This window comes from Acidimicrobiales bacterium, from assembly GCA_040219515.1.
In the GTDB taxonomy this organism is placed as follows: domain Bacteria; phylum Actinomycetota; class Acidimicrobiia; order Acidimicrobiales; family Aldehydirespiratoraceae; genus JAJRXC01.
Genome location: JAVJSI010000018.1, coordinates 1 through 26661 on the forward strand (window position 1 = coordinate 1; position 26661 = coordinate 26661).

At 67.6% G+C, this 26661-nt stretch carries 18 protein-coding genes; 11 read left to right on the plus strand and 7 right to left on the minus strand.

The features are described from left to right. From RIB98_18215 to RIB98_18225, 3 genes are all read left to right on the plus strand, one after another. Window positions 1-334: ATP-binding cassette domain-containing protein (locus RIB98_18215; GenBank protein MEQ8842916.1), on the plus strand; the 334-nt coding region annotated here is incomplete at its 5' end. Then, window positions 331-3441 (plus strand): FtsX-like permease family protein, encoded by a 3111-nt coding sequence (locus RIB98_18220; protein MEQ8842917.1) that lies wholly within the window; start codon window positions 331-333, stop codon window positions 3439-3441. The genes RIB98_18215 and RIB98_18220, both read left to right, overlap by 4 nt. 76 nt (window positions 3442-3517) lie before the next feature. After that, window positions 3518-4219 (plus strand): response regulator transcription factor, encoded by a 702-nt coding sequence (locus RIB98_18225; protein ID MEQ8842918.1) that lies wholly within the window; start codon window positions 3518-3520, stop codon window positions 4217-4219. On the opposite strand, the gene RIB98_18230 is transcribed toward RIB98_18225, so the two are convergent. Beyond that, on the minus strand, window positions 4146-4919 hold the full coding sequence (locus tag RIB98_18230) for a DNA-formamidopyrimidine glycosylase family protein (protein ID MEQ8842919.1): 774 nt from the start codon (window positions 4917-4919) through the stop codon (window positions 4146-4148). The genes RIB98_18225 and RIB98_18230 overlap by 74 nt on opposite strands. A 1-nt stretch (window position 4920) precedes the next feature. Then, window positions 4921-5952: an alpha/beta hydrolase gene (locus tag RIB98_18235; GenBank protein MEQ8842920.1), complete on the minus strand. Its 1032-nt coding sequence runs from the start codon at window positions 5950-5952 to the stop codon at window positions 4921-4923. Window positions 5953-6051: 99 nt separating this feature from the next. Between RIB98_18235 and RIB98_18240 the strand changes: the two genes are divergently transcribed. Beyond that, window positions 6052-7311, plus strand: coding sequence for a nucleotide sugar dehydrogenase (locus RIB98_18240; protein ID MEQ8842921.1), 1260 nt, complete (start codon window positions 6052-6054; stop codon window positions 7309-7311). Between the two features lie 24 nt (window positions 7312-7335). Here the strand turns inward: RIB98_18240 and guaB are convergent, their stop codons facing one another. Then, a complete protein-coding gene (guaB, locus tag RIB98_18245) occupies window positions 7336-8784 on the minus strand; it encodes an IMP dehydrogenase (GenBank protein MEQ8842922.1) in 1449 nt (482 codons plus the stop codon). Window positions 8785-8844: 60 nt separating this feature from the next. Here guaB and RIB98_18250 point away from each other — a divergent pair, with 60 nt between their 5' ends. Then, window positions 8845-9864, plus strand: coding sequence for a hypothetical protein (locus RIB98_18250; protein MEQ8842923.1), 1020 nt, complete (start codon window positions 8845-8847; stop codon window positions 9862-9864). Between the two features lies 1 nt (window position 9865). Here RIB98_18250 and wecB read toward each other — a convergent pair whose 3' ends face one another. Continuing rightward, the gene (gene wecB / locus RIB98_18255) at window positions 9866-10975 is read right to left on the minus strand and encodes a UDP-N-acetylglucosamine 2-epimerase (non-hydrolyzing) (protein MEQ8842924.1); all 1110 of its coding nucleotides are present in this window, start codon (window positions 10973-10975) and stop codon (window positions 9866-9868) included. 237 nt (window positions 10976-11212) lie between these two features. Here wecB and RIB98_18260 point away from each other — a divergent pair, with 237 nt between their 5' ends. After that, a complete protein-coding gene (locus RIB98_18260) occupies window positions 11213-13246 on the plus strand; it encodes an acyltransferase family protein (GenBank protein ID MEQ8842925.1) in 2034 nt (677 codons plus the stop codon). Between the two features lie 18 nt (window positions 13247-13264). On the opposite strand, the gene RIB98_18265 is transcribed toward RIB98_18260, so the two are convergent. Continuing rightward, the gene (locus RIB98_18265) at window positions 13265-16816 is read right to left on the minus strand and encodes a glycosyltransferase (protein ID MEQ8842926.1); all 3552 of its coding nucleotides are present in this window, start codon (window positions 16814-16816) and stop codon (window positions 13265-13267) included. An 85-nt stretch (window positions 16817-16901) separates the two neighbouring features. On the opposite strand from RIB98_18265, the gene RIB98_18270 reads away from it, so the two are divergent. Together RIB98_18270 and RIB98_18275 are read left to right on the plus strand one after the other, a co-directional pair. Next, window positions 16902-17723 carry an ABC transporter permease gene (locus RIB98_18270; protein ID MEQ8842927.1) on the plus strand — a complete coding sequence of 274 codons (822 nt, stop codon included), beginning with the start codon at window positions 16902-16904 and terminating at the stop codon, window positions 17721-17723. Next, a complete protein-coding gene (locus RIB98_18275) occupies window positions 17723-18439 on the plus strand; it encodes an ATP-binding cassette domain-containing protein (GenBank protein ID MEQ8842928.1) in 717 nt (238 codons plus the stop codon). The genes RIB98_18270 and RIB98_18275 overlap by 1 nt, the downstream gene beginning before the upstream one ends. On the opposite strand, the gene RIB98_18280 is transcribed toward RIB98_18275, so the two are convergent. Further along, window positions 18424-19209 carry a class I SAM-dependent methyltransferase gene (locus RIB98_18280; protein MEQ8842929.1) on the minus strand — a complete coding sequence of 262 codons (786 nt, stop codon included), beginning with the start codon at window positions 19207-19209 and terminating at the stop codon, window positions 18424-18426. The genes RIB98_18275 and RIB98_18280 overlap by 16 nt on opposite strands. Window positions 19210-19278: 69 nt before the next feature. Between RIB98_18280 and RIB98_18285 the strand changes: the two genes are divergently transcribed. Then, the gene (locus RIB98_18285; protein ID MEQ8842930.1) at window positions 19279-20214 is read left to right on the plus strand and encodes a class I SAM-dependent methyltransferase; all 936 of its coding nucleotides are present in this window, start codon (window positions 19279-19281) and stop codon (window positions 20212-20214) included. A gap of 4 nt (window positions 20215-20218) precedes the next feature. Further along, on the plus strand, window positions 20219-21265 hold the full coding sequence (locus tag RIB98_18290; protein ID MEQ8842931.1) for a glycosyltransferase family 4 protein: 1047 nt from the start codon (window positions 20219-20221) through the stop codon (window positions 21263-21265). A 10-nt stretch (window positions 21266-21275) separates the two neighbouring features. Here the strand turns inward: RIB98_18290 and RIB98_18295 are convergent, their stop codons facing one another. Continuing rightward, window positions 21276-25844, minus strand: a complete 4569-nt coding sequence (locus RIB98_18295) for a crosslink repair DNA glycosylase YcaQ family protein (protein MEQ8842932.1) — start codon at window positions 25842-25844, stop codon at window positions 21276-21278. A gap of 91 nt (window positions 25845-25935) precedes the next feature. Here RIB98_18295 and RIB98_18300 point away from each other — a divergent pair, with 91 nt between their 5' ends. Further along, window positions 25936-26604: a metal-dependent transcriptional regulator gene (locus RIB98_18300; protein MEQ8842933.1), complete on the plus strand. Its 669-nt coding sequence runs from the start codon at window positions 25936-25938 to the stop codon at window positions 26602-26604. The last annotated feature ends 57 nt before the right edge of the window (window positions 26605-26661 follow it).

Sequence of the window (26661 nt, forward strand, 5' to 3'; positions counted from 1 at the left end):
GCTCGCCGACCGCACCTCACACCGCCCGAACGAACTGTCCGGCGGTCAACAACAACGCGTCGCCGTCAGCCGCGCCCTCGCCAGCCGGCCCGAGATCATCTTCGCCGACGAACCCACCGGCAACCTCGACTCCACGACCGGCACGGAGATCCTCGACTTCATGAAGAAGGCGGTCGACACCCTCGGCCAGACGATCGTGATGGTCACCCACGATCCCGTCGCCGCGGCCTACGCCGACCGGGTCATCTTCCTCGCCGACGGCAAGGTCGTCGGTGAACTGCTCGATCCCGACGCCGAGAAGGTGATCGACCAGATGAAGCAGCTGCGCCGATGATCTGGAAGCTGATCCGCCGCAACGTCACCGGCAAGCCGTTCCGGTTCCTGCTGACGTGTTCGGCGGTCACCGCCGGCGTCATGTTCGTGGTGGGCATCTTCGTGTTCACCGACGGCCTCCGCGAGACCTTCTCCGATCTCGCCGGCGACATCGAGGGCAACGTCGATCTCGCCGTCCGCACCGAGGTCGACTTCGGTGGCGACTTCGCCCGCCCGGTCATCGATGTCGCAGTGGCCGACACCATGCGGTCCCTTCCCGAGGTCGCCGCCGTCCAGCCCCGCATCATCGATCTCGGCAACACCACGGTGATCGACGCCGACGGCGAGGCCCAGCAGGGGAACAACGGCCCCAACATCGGGTTCAACTGGGAGGCCGAGACGCCGAATCCGCGCCTGTTCCTCGTCGACGGGCGTCCGCCGGACGCGCCCGCCGAGTTCGCGTTCGACGCCGACTCGTTCGCCGACGGCAACTTCACCATCGGCGACAGCTACACGATCGAGACACCCACCGGGGTCTATGACGACGTCGAACTCGTCGGCACCTACAACTTCGCGCAGGAGGACGGCAGCGCCCTGGCCGGCGCGAAGCTCGCCGCGTTCGATCTCGACTGGGCCCTCGAGATCCTCAACCAGGGCACCGGCTACAACGACATCACCGTCGTGCTCGCCGACGGCGTCGACCGCGCCGAAGCGACCCGCACGATCAGCGACGCGATCGGCCCCGACTACGAGATCATCAGCGGCGAGGATCTCGCCGCCGAGCAGGCAGAACAGTTCGACGAGTTCATCGGCATCTTCCAGACCATCCTCCTCGTCTTCGCCTTCATCATCCTCATCGTGTCGGCGTTCGTCATCTTCAACGTCTTCTCGATCCTGATCAGCCAGCGCATCCGCGAACTCGGTCTGCTCCGGGCCATCGGCGCCACCGGGCGTCAGGTCACCGGTGCGCTCCTCGGTGAGGCCTTCCTGGTCGGCGTGTTCGCGATGGTGGTGGGCACCGCGTTGGGCATCGGTTTCGGCTGGCTCCTGCGCTTCCTCCTCCAGCAGGTCGACTTCGGTCCCGAGGGCAACGAGCTCGTGCTCAAGCCGGCCACCTTCATCTGGGGAGCCGTCGTCGGCATCCTCGTCACCATGGCCAGCGCAACCGCACCGGCCCTGAGGGCCCGCCACGTCAGTCCGATGGCCGCGTTGCGCGAGGATGCCCGACTCTCGAAGCGGCTCCCGGCCGTCAACCTCCCGCTCGGCGGCATCGTCACCCTCGCCGGATGGGCGCTCATCGTGCTGGCCGTCGCGTCGGGCGAGGTCGGGTCGATCCTCTCGCTCGGGCTCATCGGTGCCTTCGCCAGCACCTTCGGCATTCGGCGGCTCAGCCCCACCCTCGGTCGCTACAGCACCCTCGCCCTCGGCATCGTGCTGCTGCTCGTGGCGGTGCTCGCCGACCTCGACGTGGTCGCGCTGCTGTCACTTCTCGGTGTCGCCGCGATCACATTGTTCCTCGGTATCAACAGCATCAGTCCGGCGTTGGCCCGACCGGTGAGTCACCTTCTCGGCCGCTGGCCGCTCGCCATGCTGCTGGGCATCGGCGGGATCGTCACCACGCTCCTCGGGGCCGCCGCCACGCTCGGCTCGTTCGCCCTGATCGTCATCTCGCTCTGGGACGTCGTCACCGACTTCGACCTCGCCGGTGTGCTCGGGTTCTTCGGCGCGTTCATCCCACTGGCCCTCTCGATGGCGATCCTCGCCGTGGGTCTGCGAGCCATCGATGCCTCCTTCATCATGGGTTGGCGATGGACGCAGGTGCTCACCGGTCTCGGGATCTTCACGGTGGGTGCCGCGGGGATCGTGCTCGTCCTGCTCGGCAGCGTCGGTCTACTCACCGGCGAATGGGACCAGTCCGCGCTCCTCGCCGCCGGCGTCGTCGTCTTCGGTGTCGCCTGGGTGCTGCGTCGATTCGTCCCGTCCGCCATGAAGTCGAACGCGCGTATGGCCCGCGAGAACGCTGGACGCAGTCCGCAGCGCACGGCGTCGGCGGCAGCCGCGTTGATGATCGGCCTGGCCCTCGTCAGCACCGCCACCGTCGTCACCTCGTCGTTCAAGGCGACCTTCGCCGACATCCTCGAGACGTCGGTGACCTCCGACTGGTTCATCTCGCCGGCCAACCAGCAGGCGCCCTCCTCGGGCTTCAGCTCCGATCTCTCCGAGGAGCTACGGGCCTTGCCCGAAACCGAGAGCGTGCTCAGCTACCAGTTCAGCCTCGAGGCGTACCGCACCGGGTTCGACGGCCTCGTCCGTGACAGTTCGGCCACGAGCCTCGGCCCGTCGCTCGACCACATCGACCCCGACCTCGTGGAGTACGACGAGTCCATCCCCGACCGCAACGCGATCTGGGTCCACGAGGACTTCGCCGACGACAACGGCTTCTCCCTCGGGTCGGAGTTCGCCATCGACTTCAACGACGGCGAGTCCGAGACCGTCACCGTGTCCGGCATCTTCACCGACTCCAGCATCTACGGAAACCGCATCATCGACCTCGAGCTGTGGAACGAACACTTCGATCTCGGTGTCGACCAGTTCGCGTCGGTCATCATCACCGATGGCGTGTCCGAGGACGACGCCCGCGCGGCCATCGAATCGGTCACCGGGAAGTACACACAGGTCAACGTCGACACCCGTCAGGAGTTCCAGGATCGCCAGGAAGGCCAGATCGACTCCGTCCTCCTGGTGTTCAACGCGCTCTTGCTCGTGGCGATCATCATCGCCTTGCTGGGCATCGCGATCACACTCGCCCTGTCGGTCTTCGAAAGAACGCGGGAGCTCGGTCTCGTGCGGGCCGTCGGCATGACCTCGCAACAGATGATGCGGATGGTCCTGTTCGAAGGCGCCATCATCGCCGTGTTCGGCGGTGTGCTCGGCGTGGCGCTCGGCACCGTCTTCGGCTCGGCTGCCGTCGTCGTCATTCCCGACACGTTCATCAGCACGCTGGACGTGCCGGTCGTGAGCCTGCTGCAGTACCTGGCCATCGCCGCGGTGGCCGGCATCGCCGCCGCCATCGTGCCGGCCCGTCGCGCCGCCCGGCTCAAGGTGCTCGAAGCCATCTCACAGGGCTGACGCGATCTCACAGGGCTGGGCCATTCGGCCCAGTTCGGGCTCAGTTTTTCCCACGGGAGTGCCGACAGATCACCAGATGACCCGCGACCCGACGAGCAACGACGAGCTGACGGTCCTCGTGGCCGGCGACTCCGACCGTCCCGATGCCCTTCGCGTTCCTGTCGGTGATCTGGTGGTGGTCGGCCACGTCCCCACGGGCAACGAGGCGGTCGCCTGTGTGCTCACCGAGATTCCCGACGTGCTGCTGCTCGATGTTCGCATCGACGACCGGGATGCTCGCGCCGTCTGTCGCCGCGTGCGGGAGTGGGCCCCGGCGACCAGGGTCGTCGCTGCCACCCCCCGCGACGACGAACGGGCCTACACCACCATCGTCGCCGGCGCCGTCGGCGTCGTGCTGCTCGACGACACCGATGCACACGTCGTTCAGACCCTCCACGAGGTCGTCCGGGGCGAAGCGGTGCTCTCGGCACGAGCCGCGACACGGCTGCTGCACGACGTCGACGCCTGGGCCCGGCGATCTGCCGACCCGATCCATCCGCCACCCACGCTCACACCGACCGAGCGCGAGGTGCTGGCTCGCCTCGGCGAGGGACATCGCTCGGCCGAGATCGCCGCCGATCATGCGGTGACCACCCACCTCGTCAACCTCCACGCCGGCTTCGCGGTCGCCAAGCTGCATCGCTACGTGCACGGAGCCGAGGCCATCAACCGAGCGACGGCTGGCAACGCGGGCACCACCAGGTTCGGCGGCCCTGCCCGCCCTGAATCCGCGAGCTGATACCCGCACCGCACACGCGACACCCCTGTCGATCGCGACCGTAGACGGCCAGTCCGTCGCCGAACGTCGCCCGTCGACCTCGGCCGAGGTTGGCCTGGAGCTGCGCGGCGGCCGTCTCGTAGAGCGATCGTTGCATCGCCGGGGCCACATCGGCCAAGGGCAGGAAAGGGTCGACGCCGCAGGCGAACAGCGTCTCGCACTTGTAGACGTTGCCGATCCCCGCGGCGAGTCGCTGCTCGAGCAACACCTCGGCGATCTCGGCTCGCGGGTCGGCCCACGCGGCGACCCGGCGAAGGATCTCGTCGATGTCGACCGGTGCCACACACAGGTCGGGACCGAGGTGATCGAGCCGCCCGTCGCCCGGCCGGCCGATCTCGACCACCGGCGCCGAGAAGCAGACGGCGGCGGCCGCATCGGTCTCCAGCACGGCGCGAGCCAGGTGCCGGGGCTTCCGCCAACGGTCGCCGCGCCGATAGAGGTCCCAACTCCCGGTCATCTGCAGGTGGGAGCGGACGACGAGACCGCGGTCGACCTCGATCTCGAGGTACTTCCCACGGCTCTCGATCCGCGTGACCAGGTCGCCGGCCTTCACCCGGTCGACGCCCCGAAGTCGGGGAAACGAGACGGTGGCGAGACGCCGACCGACCAACGCCGGCCGTAGCCGCAGTGCGGTGTTGTGGAGCGTGTCGCCCTCGGGCACGTCAGTCGATACCGAGCAGGGTGGCCACGTCGTCGGCCAGCCGATCGATCGCGGCGCCCGCTTCCCTGCTGACACCACCGAACAACGTGAAGGAGTGGGTCAACGACGACTCGGTGCGTGCCGTCACCGGCACACCGGCTTTCGCCAACGCCGCCGCGTACCGACGCCCTTCATCCCGCAGGGGGTCGAAGCCGGCGGTGACCACCAGGGCCGGGGCCAGCCCCCACAACTCCTCGGTGAGCCCCGGGCTGGCCCGCACATCATGGGCCGCCGACGGATCGGGCAGCGCCAGCGCCGCGAAGAAGTCCAGGGTGGCCCTCGACAGCGGGAACGTCTCGGCACAACTGTCTCGACTGCCGCCCGTGGCGGTGATGTCGATCCACGGATACACGAGGACCTGCGCGACCGGTTGTGTGGACCCTCGGACTCGTGCCTGCTGGCAGATGACCGCCGCGAGCATCGCGCCGGCCGACGTGCCCGCCACCGCCACACGGCCGGGATCGATGCCGAGGCCATCCGCCTGTTCGACGACCCACCGATGGGCTGCGACACCGTCGTCGACGAACGCCGGGAACGGGTGTTCGGGCGCACGTCGGTAGGCGACCGAGATCACCACCGCCCCACACCGATCGGCGAGGGTGGCACACAGCGAATGATCGGTGTCGAGCCCGCCGATCACGTAGCCACCCTGATGGAACCAGAGCAGTGCGGGGGCCGCGCCGTGCGTGGACGGCGGATGGTAGATGCGCACCGGGAGGTCGCCGCCCGGACCGGGGATGGTCCGGTCGTGGATCGACACCGACGCCACCGGATCGGGGGCGACGATCGAGACCAGGTCGTCGAAGGCCGAGCGGATGGATTCGACCGTCGGCGACTCGTCGCCCTGCTGCCGGGCCGCCGCGGCAGCGAAGACGTGCATCTGGAGGTCGAGGACATTGCCGTCGATCTCCGGCGGATCACCGGCGATGCGACGCAACGCCCGCTTCGGTAGTCGGCTCGTCGCCCGAGCGGCCGTTCTTGCCAGACGATTCATGCCACCAACGTAGGGCCGTCGGCAGGAGAACTTTCCCGCGAGCCCTATTGTTTGAACTGCTCGAACCGAATGGGTGAGGGTCGAATCCAGGGAGTGCGAATGAACGTCGATCTAGTTGTGGTGGGCCTCGGCTACGTGGGTCTCCCGTTGGCCCAGGAGGCCACCCGGTCCGGGCTCACGGTCGTGGGCTACGACGTGTCGGCCGAGGCCGTGGACGGTCTCAACAGCGGCACATCACACATCGACGACCTGAGCGACGCCGACATCGACGAGATGCGGGCCGCCGGCTTTCGCGCGACCACCGACCCGACGAGCCTCGCGGAGGCCGACGCGATCGTGATCTGCGTGCCGACGCCGCTGAGCGACGACGGCACCCCCGACCTTCGTGCCATCGAGGGTGCGACGGGCGACATCGGCCGCAACCTCACCGCCGGCACCCTGGTCGTGCTCGAGTCGACCACCTATCCGGGCACCACCAACGACATCGTCCGCCCCATCCTCGAGGAACTCAGCGGGCTCACGGCCGGCGTCGACTTCCACCTGGCCTTCTCACCCGAGCGGATCGACCCGGGCAACCCGCAGTTCGGCCTCCGCAACACGCCAAAGGTGGTCGGTGGCTACACCCCGGCCGACACCGAGGTCGCCGCCGCGTTCTACGGGCGCATCGTCGACGAGGTCGTCCGCACCGTCGGCACCCGTGAGGCCGAGATGGCGAAGCTGCTCGAGAACACCTATCGCCACGTCAACATCGCGCTGATGAACGAGATGGCCATCTTCGCCCACGAGCTCGACATCGACCTCTGGTCGGTCATCGACGCGGCGAAGACCAAGCCGTTCGGTTTCCAGGCCTTCTATCCCGGCCCCGGTGTCGGTGGCCACTGCATCCCGATCGACCCGAACTATCTGTCCTACGCCGTGCGCTCGCTCGGCTACCAGTTCCGCTTCGTCGAGCTGGCCCAGGACGTGTCCTCCCGCATGCCCGCCTATGTGGCGACACGGGCCCAGTCACTGCTGAACGAGCAACGACTGTCGGTCAACGGGGCCAAGATCCTTCTGCTCGGTGTGACCTACAAGGCCGACATCTCCGACGAGCGCGAGACCCCCGCTCGTCCCCTCGCCGCCCGTCTTCTCGAGCTCGGCGCCGACCTCTCGTTCTACGACCCGCACGTGTCCAGGTTCATCGTCGGCGAGCACGCCGTCACCCAGGCGACCGACCTCGCCGCGGCGATGAAGGACGCCGATCTGGTGATCCTGCTCCAGGCCCACAGCGCCGTGATGGACGAGGCCGACTTCGACTCCGCCACGTCGATCCTCGACACCCGCGGAAAGCTCCGCGGCGCCAACGTCGACCGTCTCTGAGCGGCGCGCTTCGCGGCGCCGCCGTTACTCGTCGCGCAACACCGCGACATCGTGGGGGTGGCTCTCCCGCAGGCCCGCGCCGGTGATGCGCACCAGGCGGGTGCGCCGGCGCAGATCGTCGAGATCGGCCGCTCCGGCGTAGCCCATGCCCGAACGGAGCCCGCCCATGACCTGGGCGATCAGCTCGGCCATCGGTCCGGCATAGCGCACGCGGGCTTCGACGCCCTCGGCCACGTGCTTGCCCGGCGCCTGACCCGTGCCGTAGCGATCGGATGCTCGGCCCCGCATGGCGCCGGCGGACCCCATGCCGCGATAGGTCTTCCACATCGCGCCGTCGACCAGTTCGAGATCGCCGGGGGCCTCGTCGACGCCGGCCAGCAGGTTGCCGAGCATGACGCAGTCGGCACCGGCCACGAACGCCTTGACGATGTCGCCCGAGGTGACCACGCCACCGTCGGCGATGATCGGCACCCCGAGCTCTCGGGCTGCCTTGGCGCACTCGTTGATGGCGCTCATCTGGGGCATTCCGGCCCCGGCCACGATGCGGGTGGTGCAGATGCTGCCCGCCCCCACCCCGATCTTGATCACATCGGCGCCCGCCTCGACCAGCGCCTCGACACCTTCCCGGGTGACCACGTTGCCGCCGACGACCGGGAGATCGGGCCAGCCCTTCTTGATGGTCCGCACCGCGTCGACCACACCCTGGGTGTGACCGTGGGCGGTGTCGATCACGAGCATGTCGACCCCGGCGGCCTCGAGCGCCTCGGTGCGCTCCGCGGTGTCGGAGACGCCGATGGCCGCGGCCACCCGGAGCCGACCGTCGGCATCGAGCGTGCTGTCGGGATTCTCGATTCGCTTGGTGATGTCCTTCACCGTGATGAGACCGGCGAGTCGCCCCTCGTCGTCGACCAACGGCAGCTTCTCGATGCGGTGACGGTGCAGGATCGCCACCGCCGCCTCGAGCTCGGTGCCCACCGGCGCCGTGACCAGCGGTGCCGCCGTCATGAACTCGGTGACCGGTTTGGCGTATTCGTCCGTCGTGCAGAACCGGATGTCGCGATTGGTGAGAATGCCGACCAGACGCCCGTCGGCATCACAGATCGGCACGCCGCTGATCTTGTGGCGGCCCATGAGTCGTTCGGCGTCGTCGAGGGTGGCGGTGGGCGGCAGGCTGATCGGCGACGAGATCATGCCGGCCTGGGCCCGCTTGACCCGATCCACCTCGTCGGACTGCTCCTCGATCGAGAAGTTGCGGTGCAGCACGCCGAGTCCCCCGGCGCGCGCGATGGCGATCGCGAGTGGCGCCTCGGTCACCGTGTCCATCGCGGCGGACATGAGCGGGACCCGCAGTTCGATCCCGGCCAGAGAGGTGGTGGTGTCGACCTCGGAGGGCAACACCTCGCTCCAACCAGGGACCACGAGCAAGTCATCGAAGGTGAGCGCCTCGGCGCCGGCGAAGATCTCGTCGTTCATCCGTTCACGATAGACGCTCGCATCACTACAGAGCGGACGGAATCGGCCGATTGGACATCCATGAAGTCCCGGATCTGGCTCGTGCTCGTGCTACTCGGCGCGGCCTGTGCCGCGCCCGAACCACCGGATGAGTGGTCGGTCGAACGCCTCACCCCGCCACCCGAGGAGACCGCCGAGCCGGTCGGCGTGTGCGACGACATCCGGGAACTGGCCACTGGTTCCCACGCGGACGAGACCGAGCTCGACGGAACCCTTGCCGCGCTCGCCCGTATCGCCGCCACGACCGGGGCCACGTCGGCGCTCCCGCTGCTGAGCGACATCGGTGATCTCGGTACCGCAACCACGACGTCGAGCGGTGAGCTCCTGTCGAACGGCGAAGTCGCCGTCCTCCGCCACGACCTGCTGCTGACGGCGGGCCGCGCCATCGACGATGCCACGGCAACGGCGTGCGGTATCCCCGCGTTCAGCGCGCTCTACGCGACCTCCGGCTTCCCCGAGTGCCACTTCGAGATGGAGATCCCGATTGCGGCGTACGTCGCGCCGGCGGCGGAGACCCGCTGCACGATGGAGGGACGGCCCACGTTTCTTCCGTGTTGGAGCGACGACGGCGATCATCTCGCCGTCGACTGTGTGACCGGCAAGGTCGTCCAGGCGGTCGACGATCGATGGTCCACCGCCGGCGATCCTCGAACGATCGAGATCGATCGGAGCGCCACAATCGATCCCGATGCTCCCGACATCGTGGCCCTCAACCCTGCGCCCGAATGCGCCGACCTGGCCACGCTCTTCCGGACCGACGCGGCGGCGAGCGCGGATCTCGAACGGCTCCCCGCCTCCACGGCATCGCTCAGCATCGACATTCGCAACCAGGTCGCGGCCTTCATCGCTGCGGCGGCCGATCCACCGAGTCTCGATGAGTTCGAGGCCTTGGTCTTCGAACTCGACCAGTCGACCGCGGCGGCATGCGGACTGCCCCTCGTGAGCGCCTGGGCCACGCTGACCGACGATGCCGCCGTGCTCCCGTGCTGGACCGAGACCGGGCTCCCGTACCCGGCCTTCGAGGTCATCGACTGCGCCTGACTCAGGCCGTCGGGACGAGGTCGGTGGGTCGTGAGCGATCGGCCAGGGGTTCGGCCAGCAAGACGTCGATGATGCGTTCAGCCGCCGCTCCGTCCCAGAGTTCGGGACGGGAGTACTCGCCGTCGAAGGCGAGCGCCTCGGCCGCCGCCGCGACGATCATGTCCGGATCGGTGCCCACGACGCGGTTCGACCCGTCCGTGACGGTGATCGGACGTTCCGTGTTCTCCCGAAGCGTGAGGCAGGGAACGCCGAGCATCGTGGTTTCCTCCTGCACGCCGCCCGAGTCGGTGAGAACGAGTCGAGCTTCAGCTTGGAGCGCGATGAAATCCAGATAGCCGGCCGGCTCGATGAGCCGGATCTGCGGGTGGAGCAAGAATCGTTCGAGCATCGGCCTGGTACGCGGGTGCAGAGGGAAGACCAACGGCAGATCGGCCGCCACCGTGTTGAGCGCGTCGACGATCGGCCCGAACACCTCGGCGTGATCGACGTTGGATGGACGATGCATCGTCACCAGCCCGTAGGCCCCGGGCTCGACCCCGATCTCTGAGGTGATTCCGCGCTCGCGGGCCCTGTCGAGATTGGCGAGCAACGTGTCGACCATCACGTTGCCGACGAGATGGATCTGGTCCTCCCGGTAGCCCTCGGCGCGGAGGTTGTCCACACCGTCGGGTGATGGCGCGAAGAGGAAGTCGCTCAACCGGTCGGTGACGACCCGATTGATTTCCTCGGGCATCCCCCAGTCGCGGCTGCGGAGGCCGGCTTCGACATGGGCCACGTGGACGCCGAACTTTGCAGCCACAAGGCTGCAGGCAACGGTGCTGTTGACATCGCCGACCACGGTGAGGATGTCGACGTCACGGTCCGCGATGACCTTCTCGAACGCGACCATCACGCCCGCAGTCTGCTCAGCCTGCGTGCCCGAGCCGACGCCGAGATTGATGTCGGGGGGCCGAATCCCCAGATCGTCGAAGAAGACGTCGCTCATCTTGTGGTCGTAGTGCTGACCGCTGTGAACCAGCGTGACCTCGATGCCGCGCTGTTCTGCGGCCCACAACACCGGGGCGACCTTCATGAAGTTGGGTCGCGCGCCGGCGACGAGGACCATGTGCATCCGGCGAGCCTAATTAGAGGGGCCGGGGAACCGAACGACGGCGTAGGTACTGAACGCACGGTGGGCGTACTCGGCGAGCAGGCCGACCACCGCGCCGACGACGGCGACGTCCCCGTCGTCAAGCCCTCGGCCACCATCCACTCGACCGCCGCTGCGTCGCACGCACCCGTTCGTGGAGAAGCCCGTCAGCGGACTCGCGCCCCTGAGAGGGTTCCTCACGCCGGTACTCTCTCCGGGATGTCGTCGACGCAGCACACCGTGCCCAGACCTGCAAGTGCCGGTTACCGCGGCGACATCGATGGTCTGCGGGCACTCTCGATCATCGCCGTCGTGCTCTTTCACGCAGGGGTCTCCCGCGTTGCCGGCGGCTATGTCGGTGTCGATGTCTTCTTCGTGATCTCGGGATTCCTCATCACGGGACTGCTCGTTCGTGAGATCGAGCGCTCCGGGCGCGTCTCGATGCGTGAGTTCTATGCCCGACGAATCCGACGCCTCCTTCCGCTGTCATTCTTCACGATCATCGCGACGCTCGCCGGTGGCATGTGGCTACTTCCACCGGTCGCCCGTGAGAGCCTCGTCGACGACGCGCGGGCTGCCTCGCTCTATGTCGCCAACTGGCGCTATGCCTCAAAGGCCACCGCCTACTCCGACACCGAAGTCACCGACAGCCTGCTCGTCCACTTCTGGTCGCTGGCCATCGAGGAGCAGTTCTACGTTCTCTGGCCCCTGCTGATCATCGCCGGCCTCGGTGTTGCTCGACTTCTGAAGCAACCGACCCGACGGGTACTCGGTGTCCTGCTCGGCACGCTCGGGGTGGCGTCGTTCGCCTTCTCCGTCGTCATCACCAACAACGAAGGCGTGGGGGCCTACTACTTGACCCACACCCGTCTCTGGGAGATGGCCATGGGCGCCGGGATGGCGCTGACGATGCACAAGCTCCCAACCCTTTCGCGGTGGGGAGTCGAGGCACTCGGCGTCGGCGGCCTCGTCCTCATCGCCTATGCCGCGATGACGTTCGACGAGTCGACGCCGTTCCCCGGCTCGATGGCACTGCTCCCGGTCGTCGGGTGTGTGGCCGTCCTCGTTGCAGGATCCCAGGGTGGCGGCTCCGTCGCTCGGGTCTTGGCGACCGCCCCACTCCGACTCATCGGTCGGCTCTCGTACGCGTGGTACCTGGTTCACTGGCCCTCGATCGGCCTTCTCCTCTTGGCGCGCGAACGATTCGACTGGGGGCTCGGAGTCGGGGCCACGACTGCATTCGCCGTGGCCGCTTCGTTCGGGATCGCCTTCGTTCTCCATCACGCGATCGAGAACCCGGTCCGTCACGCCCACCTGCTCCGCGATCGATCAGCGCCGAACTTCGCGATGGGGGCTGCCCTCACCGTGGCGCCCCTGTTGTTCGGTGCCCTGCTCATCTCCAGCGTCGACCGTGGTGATGGCCCCGTGATCGTTGCATCCGAGAGCGGTGCCATCGAACTGGTCCAGACGCCCGCGGAAGCCCTCGACGACGACACTCTGGCGAGCGACAGTTGCCATGCCGACATCGCGGACACGACGCCCGCCGACGGTTGTGTCTTCGGTGACACTGAGGGTGAGCGCACCATCGTGATCCTCGGTGACAGTCACGCGCGACAGTGGGTGGATGCGATCGACGAAATCGGCCGTGAGGAGGGTTGGCGGGTCCATGCCTGGACGAAGTCGGGCTGCTCGATCATCGACGCGTCCATCTATCTCGACTCCCAGGAGCGCCCGTATCGGGAGTGTGACGAATGGCGAGAGGCGGTCACGGATCAGGTAGCTGAGATCGGCCATGTCGACCTCGTCGTCCTCGCCCGCGCGGCCGGCTACCGGAACCAGATCATGAACGGCGGCGACGTCCTTGCGGTCGAGGAGTCACCCGAGCACTGGCATCAGGCGTTCTCTCGCACTGCGGAGACCTTCACATCGCTCGCCGATGACGTCGTGCTGCTCGCTGACACCCCCTGGCCGGGATTCTCTCCCCCCGAGTGCCTCTCGGAACGCCCGGCGGACCTCACCGAATGCTCGTTCCCGCTCCAGCCCGCGATCCGGGATCTGGCGCTCCTCGAGGTCGAGCGACCGATCGCCGACGCGTTCGGGGTCCGCATCGTCGACCCGGTTCCCCTGACGTGTCCCGACGACCCCTGTGCTGTCGTCACCGACGACGGCATCATCACGTACCGCGATTCCCATCACCTGACGCGGACGTTCACGATGTCACTGCTCGAGGACATCAGCGCGTGGCTCCTCTGACCAACCCGGCGGGCATCCCTAGAGGAAGATCTCGTCCTCGCGGAAGCCGGCGCCGACCGGTGCGCACGCCTTCAGGAACTCGTCGTCTTCGATCGCCCAGGTGTGCGACGCGACGTTCGCGTGTCGAACCTGGCAGAAGTTGAATCGATCGGCGCTGAAGACGGTGAGTCCCCGAGCGCGAACGGCGTTCAAGAACCGTGAATCAGTGCCCTGAGGAACCGCCTCGAACGCGATGTCGCCGACCTGGGAGCGGTCGGCAACGATCGTGCCGCCGACAACCCTCGGGGCGTCCCGGAACTCTCGGCCCGGGAACCGGAGCACCGTCCGATCCTGCCCCTCGAGGTAGGCGTAGTAGCACTGCTTGCCGGCGACCGCAGCGCCCGTGTAGGGGAACGTCATCATCACGTCGGCGAGGTACTCGTCGCCGTAGTGATCGTCATCGTCGAACTTTGCGAAGTACTCACCCGTCGCCACACCGAGCGCCTCGTTGAGACAATCGCCCAGCGTGGCTGCTTCATCGATGCGCAGGACCTTGGCTCCGGGCACGCGAGACTCGACCGACGCGAGCACGCTCTCGTCGAACGACGCCGAGTTCGCCACGAAGACGAACTCGGTGTCCGTGTAGGTCTGGCGAAGGTAGCTGTCGAGCGCGTGATCGAGCATCTCAGGCCGATTGCTGACGCAGATGACCGAGACGCGGCGTCGAGGCCGACTGGCCGGGGTGCCGATCATCGACAGCATCGCGTCCACGCGCTGCTCATAGCTGTGTTCCCGGTGAACCAGGCGATATCCGAGGTGCGAGTGACGATCACGGGCAACCGGCTCGTTCAGCACCCAGTCGACATACTCGCCCGTTTGTTCACGGCTCTCCGTGACGAGCACGGTGTCGCCGAGAAGCTCGTCGATCCCCTGCGCTCGCGTCGAGATCACCGGCGTGCCGCAGGCAAGAAGCTCGAACACTCGTCGGCTGAACATGGTCGGCGAGGTCTGCACGCTGTTGACGTTCAGGAACGCGGCGTAGCGGCGGTAGGCGTTTCCCATCTCGGAATAGGGAAGGCTTCCGACGACGGCTGACCTGAAGGGATCGGGGAAACCGAGCCTTTCGGCGTCGGGACCGCCGGCGTACCGGTCGTAGATGTCGAGGGCGCCGCGTTCGAGCGGAGGGCCCAGCAAGATGTCGAAGTCACTGCCCCGCTGCGCGTACTTGTCGCCTCGCCAGCTTCCCGCGAAGCACACGCGGCCGGCCACGTCGCGCCCACGGCCGATGGGATTGTGCAGTCGAGGCTGGGCGGCAAACGCCATCGCTGCCACCCGGTCGTGGCCGAGAGCCGACTTGTAGTCGTCGACGACATCGAGATCGGTGGTGAGCACCGCGTCGAACGCTCGGGTGGCGGGCAGGAACACGTCGAAGGAGACCGGATCCTCCTTGTTCCAGAAGACCGACGGGATGCCGGCGGAACGTGCGGCCTCGAGCATCTCCTTGAGATCCTCGCCGTTCTTCTCGAACTTGTTGAGCGTGTAGCTCCACGCACCTCCGTTGCCCCTCCAGGCCGACTCGACGAAGACGAGACCGGCCCCGTCGAGTTGTGCTCGCCAGCCAGTTCGATCGAGCGGTGTCAGTTCGAACTCCGGGGCGAAGCAATCGTGCGTGAACTCATCGAGGATCGACACGACCTTGAGGTCGAGCGCCGGTGGGACCGACGCAGACTCGCTCGGCCCGACCGGTACCGGCTTCGTACGGCGCCGTTGCAGGTGCCAGAGTTCCCGCGGCAGTTTGGCGACCTTGGCGGGGTTCTGCACGACGTCCAACAACGCAGAACCGAGTCGATACTGCGTGCTGTCGTGCGCCTTCTCGAGTCGAGCGTTCGTGGTCTTGCGCTCCTGGGCGAGCGACTTCTCCGCCTTCGCCAACTCGGACCGGACGCGCGTGAGTTCTTCCGTCGCCGACGCTGCGCCCAACAACGCCACCTCGGCGACCGGCACGGGTTCGCTACCCTCTGCTTCGAGTCGGAGCACGAGCCGTCCGGCATGGGCGTCGATGCTCACGGCGCGGCCCGAATCGGTGATCAGGCCGAGCACCGAGCTCACTCGGTGCGGTTCGCTGTCGCCGGGCAGCACGATCTCCCCGATGCCCTCGGGTGCCAGCGTCGCCATGGCCGCTCGCACCTTGTCCTCGGCAATCTCCTCCGATGGCAAGGTCATCCGAAAATGTCGGAGAGCCCCGGACTCGATCGTCTCGGCCTCGAGTCGGTCGAGATCCGCGAACCCGACTTCGGGTTCGGGCGACACCGTGACCACCGGCGGTGCATCGACCGCACTGGACTTCGCCGGCACCACCGTGCGAACCCTGCCGCGACGGCGAAGCGCGTTCGACAGTCGCTGCGGAGTCGTGGCAAGACGGACGAGTCGATGCCCGACTCGAAAACTCGTGCTGTTCTCGACAAGTTGCTGACGCCGTCGAACGGCCGCCGCCTCGGACTTCGCCTCCGCAAGTGAACGAGTCGCTGCGTCGAGCTCCTTCTTCAGCATCGCCGAGCGAGTGCTCTCGTCGGCCAGTCGGAGCTCCACCCGCCTCGTGTTCTCCTGGCGGGCATCCATCTTCTCCATGAGCAAGGCATTCGTGGCGGCCAGCTTTTCGTTGGCGCCACGGGACTCGACCAGCCGTCGATCGATACGGAGAGTGTGCGAGGTGAGGAGGTTCAACTCCCCCCGCAGAACACGCAAGTCTGCGAGTTCGACCTGAAGGCGCTCGGCCGGGTCCGGTGCCGGCTCGGTCCCTCCCGTGTCCGCGTCTGCCGTTGCGTCATCGCGGTCCCAGCCGGGATACCAATCGTCCATGAGGTTCCCGCACTCTTCGGCAAAAGCCGCGACCTGGTCCTCGGTCCAGTCTTCTGGACCGAACCGGTGGTCGACCTGGTTCGCCGTCTCCGGACCGGTGTCAGGACGCTTCGCTCGGGCGTTCATGCGGGGCACGACCCACTCCATCGGCGCGATGTCGAGAAACTCGGCGACGTCGTCCATGCGGTCGGCCATGTCCTCGAGCCGGAGCCGCATCACGCGATCGGGATCGAGTGAGGCGAGGTCGCTGCCGATGATCTCGTTCGTCCGCCGCCAGGTCCAACAGACTCGACGGAAGGGCGGCCACTGCGCCCACTCGTCCTCGCTCACGTCGTGCAGGCGGTCACCCCGAAGCCGATGTCGCTCCCATGGTGTGTCCTTGGCGCGGTCCGGGTCGAACCAGCCGCGCTGCACGCCCGACGAAACGACGTCGCGCCCGTCGCGGACCATCCAGATGAATTGCGCGTCCGGGAATACCTCGGCGAGCACCGGCACCGCCAGCGACAGGCGATTCGCCGACTCGCAATAGCGCCGACCGTCGATCTGGGCGGGCCTGCTCTCTTTCAGGATCTCGCCGAGATCCTCGCCGGGAAGCTCGCCGTAGCGGTAGGAAACGGTCTCCTCGATCAGTCGCGGGAGGGGTTCATGGAGACACACCAACTCGGGGTGTTGCGAGAGTACGTTCGCGATCGAGCGTGAACCCGATCGCCCGGTATTGAGGACGAACAGCACTGGCTTACACTACCAGTCGCCCTCGGTATCCCTTGCGGGCCGACGATGGGCAACCGAACCTATGACCGAGCAGTTATCAGCCGATTTGTCCGAACTTTCGCCTGCGAACCAGGTCGATCCTCTGGGTCTCTATCTCCGCGGAGTATGGCAGCGTCGGGACTACATCCTTCAGGTACCGCTCAACGAGCTACGGGTCGAGCAGGCCAACACTCTCCTGGGCAACGCGTGGCTGATCATCAACCCGCTGCTGTCCGTCGCGATCTACTACCTGGTGTTCGGTGTGATCCTGGACGCAAGTCGCGGCGTCGACGACTACATCGCGTTCCTGGTCATCGGTGTCTTCACCTTCCTCTTCAGCAACCGAATGATCGTCAACGGAGCCAAATCCGTCTCCTCGAGTATCGGCCTGGTTCGAGCGATCCGATTCCCTCGGGCGGTTCTTCCGATCTCGACCGCCGTGGCAAGCATCATTCGATTCGCGCCCAACTTCTTGGTGATGCTCGTCACCGTCCTCGCCTTCGGCAACTTTCCCGACCTTCGCTGGTTGCTACTGGTCCCGATCTTCCTACTCCAAGTGCTCTTCAGCGCAGGAGGAAGCTTCTTCGTCGCCCGCCTGAACCATTTGTACGCGGACATGGAGAACACCCTGCCGTTCGTCTTTCGACTGCTCTTCTATCTCTCGGGCGTGCTCTATTCCGTCGACCGCTTCGTGGATCACGGAGGGTGGCGTGCGGCCTTCGCCCTGAACCCGCTCTATGACTACCTGACCTTGTGGCGCTGGGGGCTTCTCGGAACACCCGTGGATGGATGGACGGTCCTCGGCGCGGTGTTGTGGGCCATCATCACCCCGATCGCCGGGTTCGCGTTCTTCCGCGCCGGCGAGGCCGGCTACGGCCGGGCGAGCTGATGACCGAACTCGCGATCGCATGCCGCAACGTCGAGGTCGAGTACCTCATTCGCGGACGCCAGTCGACGGTGCGGGACCGGCTTCGGGGTTCGGTGTCGGCGGGACGGACCATCAAGGCTGTCCGCGGCGTCAACCTCGATGTCACCGTCGGCGAGAGCGTGGGAATCATCGGACCCAACGGTTCCGGCAAGAGCACGCTCCTGCGCACCATCGCGGGCCTTCTGCCACCGACGCGAGGCGATGTTCTCGTTCGTTCCATGCCGACCCTGCTGGGTGTGAGCGCCGTCCTACGCCCACGAATGACCGGCCGGCGGAACATTCAGATCGGTCTGCTGGCCCAGGGCATTCGTGGGGTACAGATCCCGGAACTCGAGAAGGAGGTCATCGAGTTCAGCGAGCTCGATGAGTTCATCGACTACCCGATGGACACCTACTCCAGCGGCATGCGGGCACGGCTCCACTTCTCCATCGCCACGGCCGTGACGCCGGAGATTCTGCTGATCGACGAGGCGCTCGCCGTCGGCGATCGGCAGTTCCGCGAAAAGAGCGCCCGCCGCTTCGACCTCCACAAGAAGTCCGCAGGGACGATCGTCATCGTCAGTCACGTCCTCGGTGAACTCCGACGATCCTGTGACCGCGTCATCTGGCTGGAAAAGGGCGAGATCATCACCGACGGGCCGACCGACGAGGTTCTCGACCTCTACGAATCGACCTGACGGCTCGTCCGACCGCGCACCCGTTGACTCGCCGTGACCGCTCGGGAAACCACGAGTGACGTCAGTCCGGCAACTGCGGCGACCACCGCAGAGGTGCGGGGTCGCGACTGCGGGGCCGGAGCACCGCGGCCCGACGACCCGGTCCACTCCTCGACGACGACCCACGGAGTGATCAGTCGGTAGAGAAGGGTCCGCTCGCCCTCGGGAAAGGTACGGGCAACATCGTTGACGCCGAATCGCCGCTGATGACCTTCATAGATCGGCTCCGGTTCGGCGAAGGGAACGCTCATGATGAGCTTTCCCCTGCACACACGCCGTAGTTCGGCCATCCCGGCCTCGAGAACAGGTGCAGGCACGTGTTCGAGTACCTCCATGCAGGTGACCACATCGAAGTGGTCGTCCGGGAACGGCAGCTTGTCGATCCCCACCCGAACGGCGTTCACAGCATCAAAGAGGTCGAGATACTTCGAGAATCGGTGGGGATCCGCACCGTGAATCTCCGCAAAGCGACCCGACTGTGCCACCGCGTTCACGAACTGACCTGCACCGGTGCCGACATCGAGCAAGCGTTCACCGGAGCCCACCCGATCGAGAACAAAGCTGATCCGTCGCCAGTCGTCGTCGTGATACCACCCGCCGCGGTCCTCCGGATCGACGCCGAACGCCGCCTCGTACCGACGACGCACCGCAGCGACGGGCTCGCTCACATCGATGGAGCGAAGCCGGACGGCCGCAGCGAAGGGCAAGAACCCGAGAACCGTCGCGCTCATCTCGGCAACGCTATCGGTTCGCGCGGTGAGCCGAAGCGGGTAGAAAGCCGACTGGTAGGGTCCCCGGCCATGCCCCCCCGGTTCGACCTTGCACTGTTCACCTCGCTCAACGAGGAGTACGCGACGAAGCCCCTGGTGCCGAGTCCCCGAAAGTTCGACCCGGCCTCCATGGCTCGAGAGGCCGAGAAGCGAACAACCCGACTCGACCGCCATCTCGATCTTCGCGGGAAGCGAGTGCTCGAGATCGGCTGTGGCACCGGAAGTGTCGGCCGGCAATTGGCCGAACGGTTCGACTGCACCGTTGTCGGTATCGACATCGACCGGTACCCCGCGTGGGACGACAATTCGCTCGACCGGGTCAGCTACCTGCAGGGTGACATCTCTTCTCCGCCCGAGGGCCTCGGTTCGTTCGATGCGATGTTCTCGTTCTCGGTGTGGGAACACCTCGTGCACCCTCACGCTGCCCTCGAACGTTGCTTCGAGCTGCTGGCGCCGGGTGGCCGGATGTTCCTCCAGGCTCAGTTGCACCGCGGGCCGAAGGCGTCTCATCGCTACCGTGAGATCTTCTTCCCGTGGCCGCACCTTCTCTTCACCCCCCAGGTCTTCGAGGAGTACTACGAATCGATCGGGCGCGAGCCGAGGCGGCCGGCGTGGGTCAACAAACTCACCTGCGGCCAGTACATCGAAGCCATCGAACGAGTCGGCTTCGCGACACAGTCGCGCTCCACGCCCGTCACGGTGGAGTTCGATGAGGACTTCTACCAGCGGTTCCACGATGAGCTGAGTGCGTACCCGCGGTGGGATCTACGCCATGACGTTCTCACGACGGTGATCACGAGACCGCAGGAGTCGAGCGCGGCTGCCGTCGCACTCGATCGCACGCTGGACGGACTCTCCCCGGAACCGTCGACCGTCCGGAAGATCTGGCGATCGGTGCCGGCGTCGGTCCGCGATCACCCCCTGCTTCAACGCGGGGTCCGGATGCTTCGTTCTCGACGAGGCTGACGCAATGCGGGTGCTCGTCGCCACCGTCGTCCATCATCCCGAGGACGCTCGGATACGGCATCGTCAGATTCCTGCGCTGCTCGAGGCCGGGTGGGAAGTGATCTACGCCGCGCCGCCCGGCGACCTGACGCCGCTGCCGGATCGTCTCTCGCGGATCCGGGTCCCCCGCGCGGCGGGGCGCGATCGGTTGGGCGCGCTTCGGGAAGTTCGTCGCGCGCTTCGCCGACACTCCGCCGTCGTCGATCTGACCGTGCTCCACGATCCGGAACTTCTCGCCGTCGCCGGCGCGATAACAGGACCGGTGATCTGGGACGTCCACGAGGACCTCCACGCCCAGATGGCGGACAAACCATGGCTTCCCGAGCTGTTGCACCCGATCGGTGGCCTCCTGGCCCGGGGCCTGGAACGACGCGGCCGACGGTTGCCCCGAACGATCGCCGAGGTCGGCTACGGCCGAGCCCACCCGGATGCGGTGCTCGTCCGCAACTCCGTGACCGTTCCCGACGAGATCGCCCCGACCGGCGACGACCGGGTCGTCTACCTGGGCCGGGTCTCTCCCGGACGCGGGGCGGATCTCCTCGGGGCCATAGCCGCCGGACTCCCCGCGCCGATGACGGTCGACGTCATCGGACCGCTCGACCCGGGACTCACCCTTCCCGCGTCCGTCCACGGCCGTGGATTCGTGCCGAACAATGTCGCACTCGGTGAGCTCTCGGGGGCGACCGCCGGACTCGCGCTGCTCCGAGACCTTCCCAACTACCGCCATTCGCTCCCGACCAAGATCCTCGAGTACCTGGCGCACGGGTTGCCCGTGATCACCACGCCTCTGCCGGTTGCCCTCGAGGTCGTGGAGGGCCACGACTGTGGGATCGTGGTGCCGTTCGATGACCCGGACGCCGTCGTCGACGCCATCGCGGAACTCCGTGAGGACCCCGAGTTGCGAAATCGGCTCGGCCGCAACGGCCACGCCGCCGTGCGCGAGCACTACAACTGGCGAGATGACAGTGCTCGCATGCTCGACTTCTACGCCGAGGTCGTGGCCGGGCGGTGATCGCGGCCGATCAGCCCCTGAATGTCATGCCCCGATAGCCGGACGAGAAACCGGCGGACTCGAGGCGGGCCGCCCACGCGGTCTCGCGGATCGGCTTGCCGTCGACCTTGCCGATCTCGAGCTTGCGCAGTCGTCCGTCCTTCACCAGGTCCTGGAGCGCGGCGATCCACGGCGGGCCGTCGTCGGCCCCGGGGAAGGTGATGAGCGACCGGCCGCCGCGTTCGAGCTCGACCAACGGACGGCCCTGGTGGAGCACCACATGGGCGCCCGCCGCCCGCACGGGACGACCCTCGGTCTCGGGCCAGGCGAGGGCGGCGCCGTAGGGCTGGGCGGGGTCGGTGGCGGCCAACACGATCGTCTCGGTGTCGGGCTCGGGCTCGCGGGCCGACCGCAGGCGATCGACGGCGCCGGGCAACGCGAACTGGGCCGCGCCGAGGCCGGCCACGAAGTAGCCGCGGCGCACCTCGCCCCGCTCTTCGAGCGCCTTCAGCAACGGGTAGACGCCGGCGAACCCACCCTCGTGACCCTCGCCGAGCGCGGCCTCACGGGTGAGCACCCCGTAGCGGTCGAGGAGCTGATGGGCCCGGGCGTGGGCCATCTCGGTCGGCGTCGGCACCGGCAGACGCAGTGGTGCGACCAACGACCAGCGACCGGCCGCGGTGGGCGGGCCGAGACGGCTCATGTCACCGGGTCGGGGGCGACGCCGAACGCTCGAGCGCGCCGATGTCGCTCGGGCGCCCTTTTTCCTGGTCGCGCCCGACACGACCGCGCGCAGCGGGGCCAGCGTGTCGTTGGTGACCTCGCCGGCCCACACCAGGTCCCACAGCGCGGCAAGCACCGAGGTGTCGTCGTAGGGCAACTCGGCCGCGGCCACCGCGCCCACGAGGTCGGGCCAGAACGAGGCGCCCCGCTCGGCGAGATGGGTGCGGATGGCGTCGTGCACCGGCTCGCCCGGCGGGTCGTCGGCCGGCGGCGCCAGCAGACCGACCTGGTCACGAAACAGCAGACGCACCCGGCCGTCGGTGGCACCGACGGCGCCGGCCCCGACCCACACGACCTCGCCGGTGGTGCACAGGGTGTCGAGATCGCTTGGCTGATAGCCGGCCAGCCGGGCCGGGAGAACGTCGGCTTCGATCACCGATGCGGCCAACGGCGCCCCCTGGAGCTGAGCCAGCACCTCGGCCAGCCCGTCGATACCGCGCCGACGGCCGCCCACGCCCTGCCATGCGGGGAGGAAACGGGCGAGCGCGTCGGTTTCGACCGGTTCGATCTCGTGGCGCAGCTCGGCCAGCGAACGGCGTCGCAGCTGGCGCAGCACGTCGTCGTCGCAGTACTCGCGCTCGATGCCGGCGGGCCGGAACTCGCCCCGCACGACCCGGCCCTCGGAGAGCAACGCATCGAGGGCGACGGTCACCCGGTCGGTGGTGACCCCGATCCACTGGGCGATGTCACGGCCCAGGAACGGTCCGTGGGTGCGGGCGTAGCGGCGGCAGAGATCGCCCAGCGGGTCGTCGACCGGGTCGGTGAAGACCGCCGGGAGCCCGACCGGCAGCGCCACACCCACGGCGTCACGCAGACGGGCGGCGTCGTCGGAGGCGGCGAACCGAGGCTGATCGGCGATGCGGACATCGATGATGCGGCGCTCCTCGACGAGCTGACGGGTCCACTCCTCGACGTCGGCGCCGTCGATCGACCGCGCCTCGAGATCGAGGCGCGACAACGGGCCGAGCCGCCGCAGCAGGTCGTGGAGTTCGTCGCGATCACGGGCCTTGCGCCCGTCGACCAGGCACTGGAGTTCGAGCTCGACATCGGCGAGCACGTCGGCCGACAGCAGCTCGCGCAGCTCCTCGGCACCGAGGAGATCGCGCAACAGGTCGCGATCGAGGGCCAGCGCCGCCGCCCGTCGTTCGGCCATGGGTGCGTCGCCCTCGTACATGTAGACGGCGATCCACGAGAAGAGCAGCGACTGGGCGAAGGGCGAGGCCTTTGCGGTCTCGACCGGCACGACCCGCACCCGGCGACTGCGCAGATCGGTCATCACCTCGCGCAGCGCGGGCAGGTCGAAGACGTCGTTGACGCATTCCCTGGTGGCCTCGAGCAGCATCGGGAACGACGGATACTTGGTGGCCACCGAGAGCAGGTCGGCCGCCCGCTGGCGTTGCTGCCACAGCGGGGTGCGCTGGTCGGGCCGGCGCCGAGGCAGGAGGAGCGCCCGGGCCGAGCACTCGCGAAAACGCGAAGCGAACATCGACGTGTCGGGGAGCCGGCTGATGACGAGGTCGTCGATCTCGTCGGGATCGAAGAGCAGCTCGTCGACCGGGAGTCGATCGACCGCCTCGGGCAGTCGCAGCACGATGCCGTCGTCGCTCCACACCAGGTCGACCTCGGTGCCCCATTCCTCGCTCAGCCGGGCCCGCAGTGCCATTCCCCAGGGGGCGTGGACCTGGGCACCGAACGGCGTGAGGATGCAGACCCGCCAGTCGCCGATCTCGTCGCGGAACCGCTCGACCACGATCGTACGATCGTCGGGAATCGTGCCGCTCACCTCGAACTGCTCGTCGAGATAGGACATGAGGTTCCGGGCCGCGAGATCGTCGAGCCCGTGGCGGTCCTTCAACCGGGCGATCGGATCCCTCTCTTCGCGGATCTCGCGGACGAACTCGCCGATGGCCCGGCCGAGTTCGAGCGGTCGGCCGGGTCCGTCGCCGTGCCAGAAGGGCATCTTTCCGGGCTGGCCTGGGGCCGGGGTGACGATCACCCGCTCGAACGTGATGTCCTCGATGCGCCAGGTGGACGCCCCCAACAGGAAGTTCTCGCCCACCCGGCTCTCGTAGACCATCTCCTCGTCGAGCTCGCCCACGCGGGTGCCGTCGGGCAGGAACACGCCGAACAGGCCACGGTCGGGGATGGTGCCCGCGTTGGTGACCGCGAGCCGTTGCGAGCCGGCCCGGCCGCGCACGATGCCGGCGATGCGGTCGTGGACGATGCGAGGGCGCAGCTCGGCGAACTCCTCGGACGGGTAGGTGCCCGACAAGAGGTCGAGCACGTTGCCGAGCACCTCGTCGGACAGGTCGTTGAAGTTCGCACTGCGGCGCACCACGGCGGCGAGCTCGGCGACCTCCCAGTCGTCCATCGCGCACATGGCCACGATCTGCTGGGCCAGCACGTCGAGCGGGTTGCGGGGGTAGTGGGTCTCCTCGATGAGGCCGCGGTGCATCCGATCGACCACCACTGCCGTCTCCAGGAGGTCGGCGCGGTGCTTCGGGAAGATCTTGCCCCGACTCGGCTGGCCGACCTGGTGCCCGGCCCGGCCGATGCGCTGCATGCCCGATGCCACCGACCCGGGGCTGGCCACCTGGATGACGAGGTCGACCGCGCCCATGTCGATGCCCAGCTCGAGCGACGACGTGGCCACCAGACCTTTGAGATCACCCCGCTTGAGCTCGTCCTCGATCTGGAGCCGTCGTTCTCGTGACAAGGACCCGTGGTGGGCCTTCACCAGCTCCTCGCCTTCGAGCGCACTCGTGCCCGACTGCTCGTCGCCCGCGCCGACGATCACCGACGGCGCCGGCAGCTCACGACCTTCGGCGAGGGCCCGCTGCTCGATCGAGAGCTCGTTGAGGCGGGTGGCCAGGCGCTCGCTGAGACGCCGGGCGTTGGAGAAGATCAGCGTGGAGTGGTGGGTCTCCACCAGCTCCAGCAACCGAGGATGCATCGACGGCCAGATGCTGCGCCGACCGGGGGATGCGGCGGCCGGACCGTCCATGGACGGCTCGACCCGTTCACCGAGCGCGCCCATGTCGTCGATCGGCACGATCACCTCGATGTCGAGCTCCTTGCGGGCCCCCGCATCGACGACGGTGACCGGACGCGGGGTGACCGACCCGTCGGCCCCGATCGTGGCGCCACCCAGGAAACGGGCGATCTCGTCGAGCGGGCGCTGGGTGGCCGACAACGCGATGCGCTGCGGCGGCGCGGCGGTGAGCTCCTCGAGCCGTTCGAGCGAGAGCATCAGGTGGGCGCCGCGCTTGGTGCCGGCCATCGCGTGGATCTCGTCGATGATCACGTGCTGGACGTTGGCCAGTGTCTCCCGCGCCTTCGAGGTGAGCATCAGATAGAGCGACTCGGGGGTGGTGATCAGGATGTCGGGCGGGTGCCGGATCAGCTGCCGACGATCCTTCGTGGGCGTGTCGCCCGTTCGGATGCCCACCGTGGGCGTGTGGACGCCGGCCCCGGTTCGCTCGGCGGCGAAACCGATGCCCTTGAGCGGTGCCCGGAGGTTCTTCTCGACGTCGACGGCCAGGGCCCGCAGCGGGGAGAGATAGACGACCCGGGTGCGTTGTTGCTCGTCGTCGGGCACCGGCTCGACCGAGAGCCGGTCGAGCGCCCACAGGAAGGCCGACAGGGTCTTGCCGGTGCCGGTGGGCGCGAGGATGAGCGTGTGGTCGCCATCGGCGATCGCCGGCCAGCCCTTGATCTGGGGTGGTGTGGGGGCGTGGAACGTGGAGCTGAACCAGGCCCGCACCGGTTCGGAGAACCGGGACAGCGCGGCCTCGATCGCCGGATCGTCGTCACCCATGAACGCACGCTACCGACGTCGTGTGACGCCATACCCTCGGGGTTTCCCGGTCGCTCAGAAATTCCGGCCGCGACACAATAGACTTGCTTCCATGGCCGAGTACGAATCGCCCGAGTGGCACCCTGCGTTCGAGGAGTACTGCGAAACGATCTTCGAGCTCGAGGAAGACGATTTCGACGTGATCCAGGCACGTATCGCCGAACGGCTCGAAGTTTCGCGCCCGGCCGTCTCCGAGATGGTGAAGCGCATGGAGGCCGAGGGCCTCATCGAAGCCGGTCGCCAGATCACGCTGACCCCTGCCGGTCTGCGTCTCGCCGAGACCGTCGTCCGGCGCCACCGCCTGGCCGAGTGCTTCCTCACCGACATCCTCGGCCTCTCCTGGGCCGACGCGCACCAGGAGGCCGGCAAGTGGGAGCACGTGATCTCCCCCACCGTCGAGGCCGCCATGATGGCTCGACTCGACGACCCCACCACCTGCCCTCATGGCAACCCCATCCCGGGCAGTGGCTACGAGGCCCCCGACCTGGTCACCCTCGACTCGATCGCCATCGGCAATCGCTTCACGGTTCGCCGCATCCCCGAGGAGCTCGAGTTCCGCGAGGGAATGCTCGACTTCCTCGAGAACTCGTCGATCACCCCGGGGTCGAAGGGATTGCTCACCAACAAGTCCCCCGACGGCACCGCCACGGTCGAGATCGACGGTTCCACGGTGGGCGTCGGTGGCTTCGCCACGGCCCGGATACTCGTCTCCACCGCCTGACGGAGGACCAGCCCGTACTCCCGATCACCATGGACCGGGAGAGCCAGCGTTCACCAG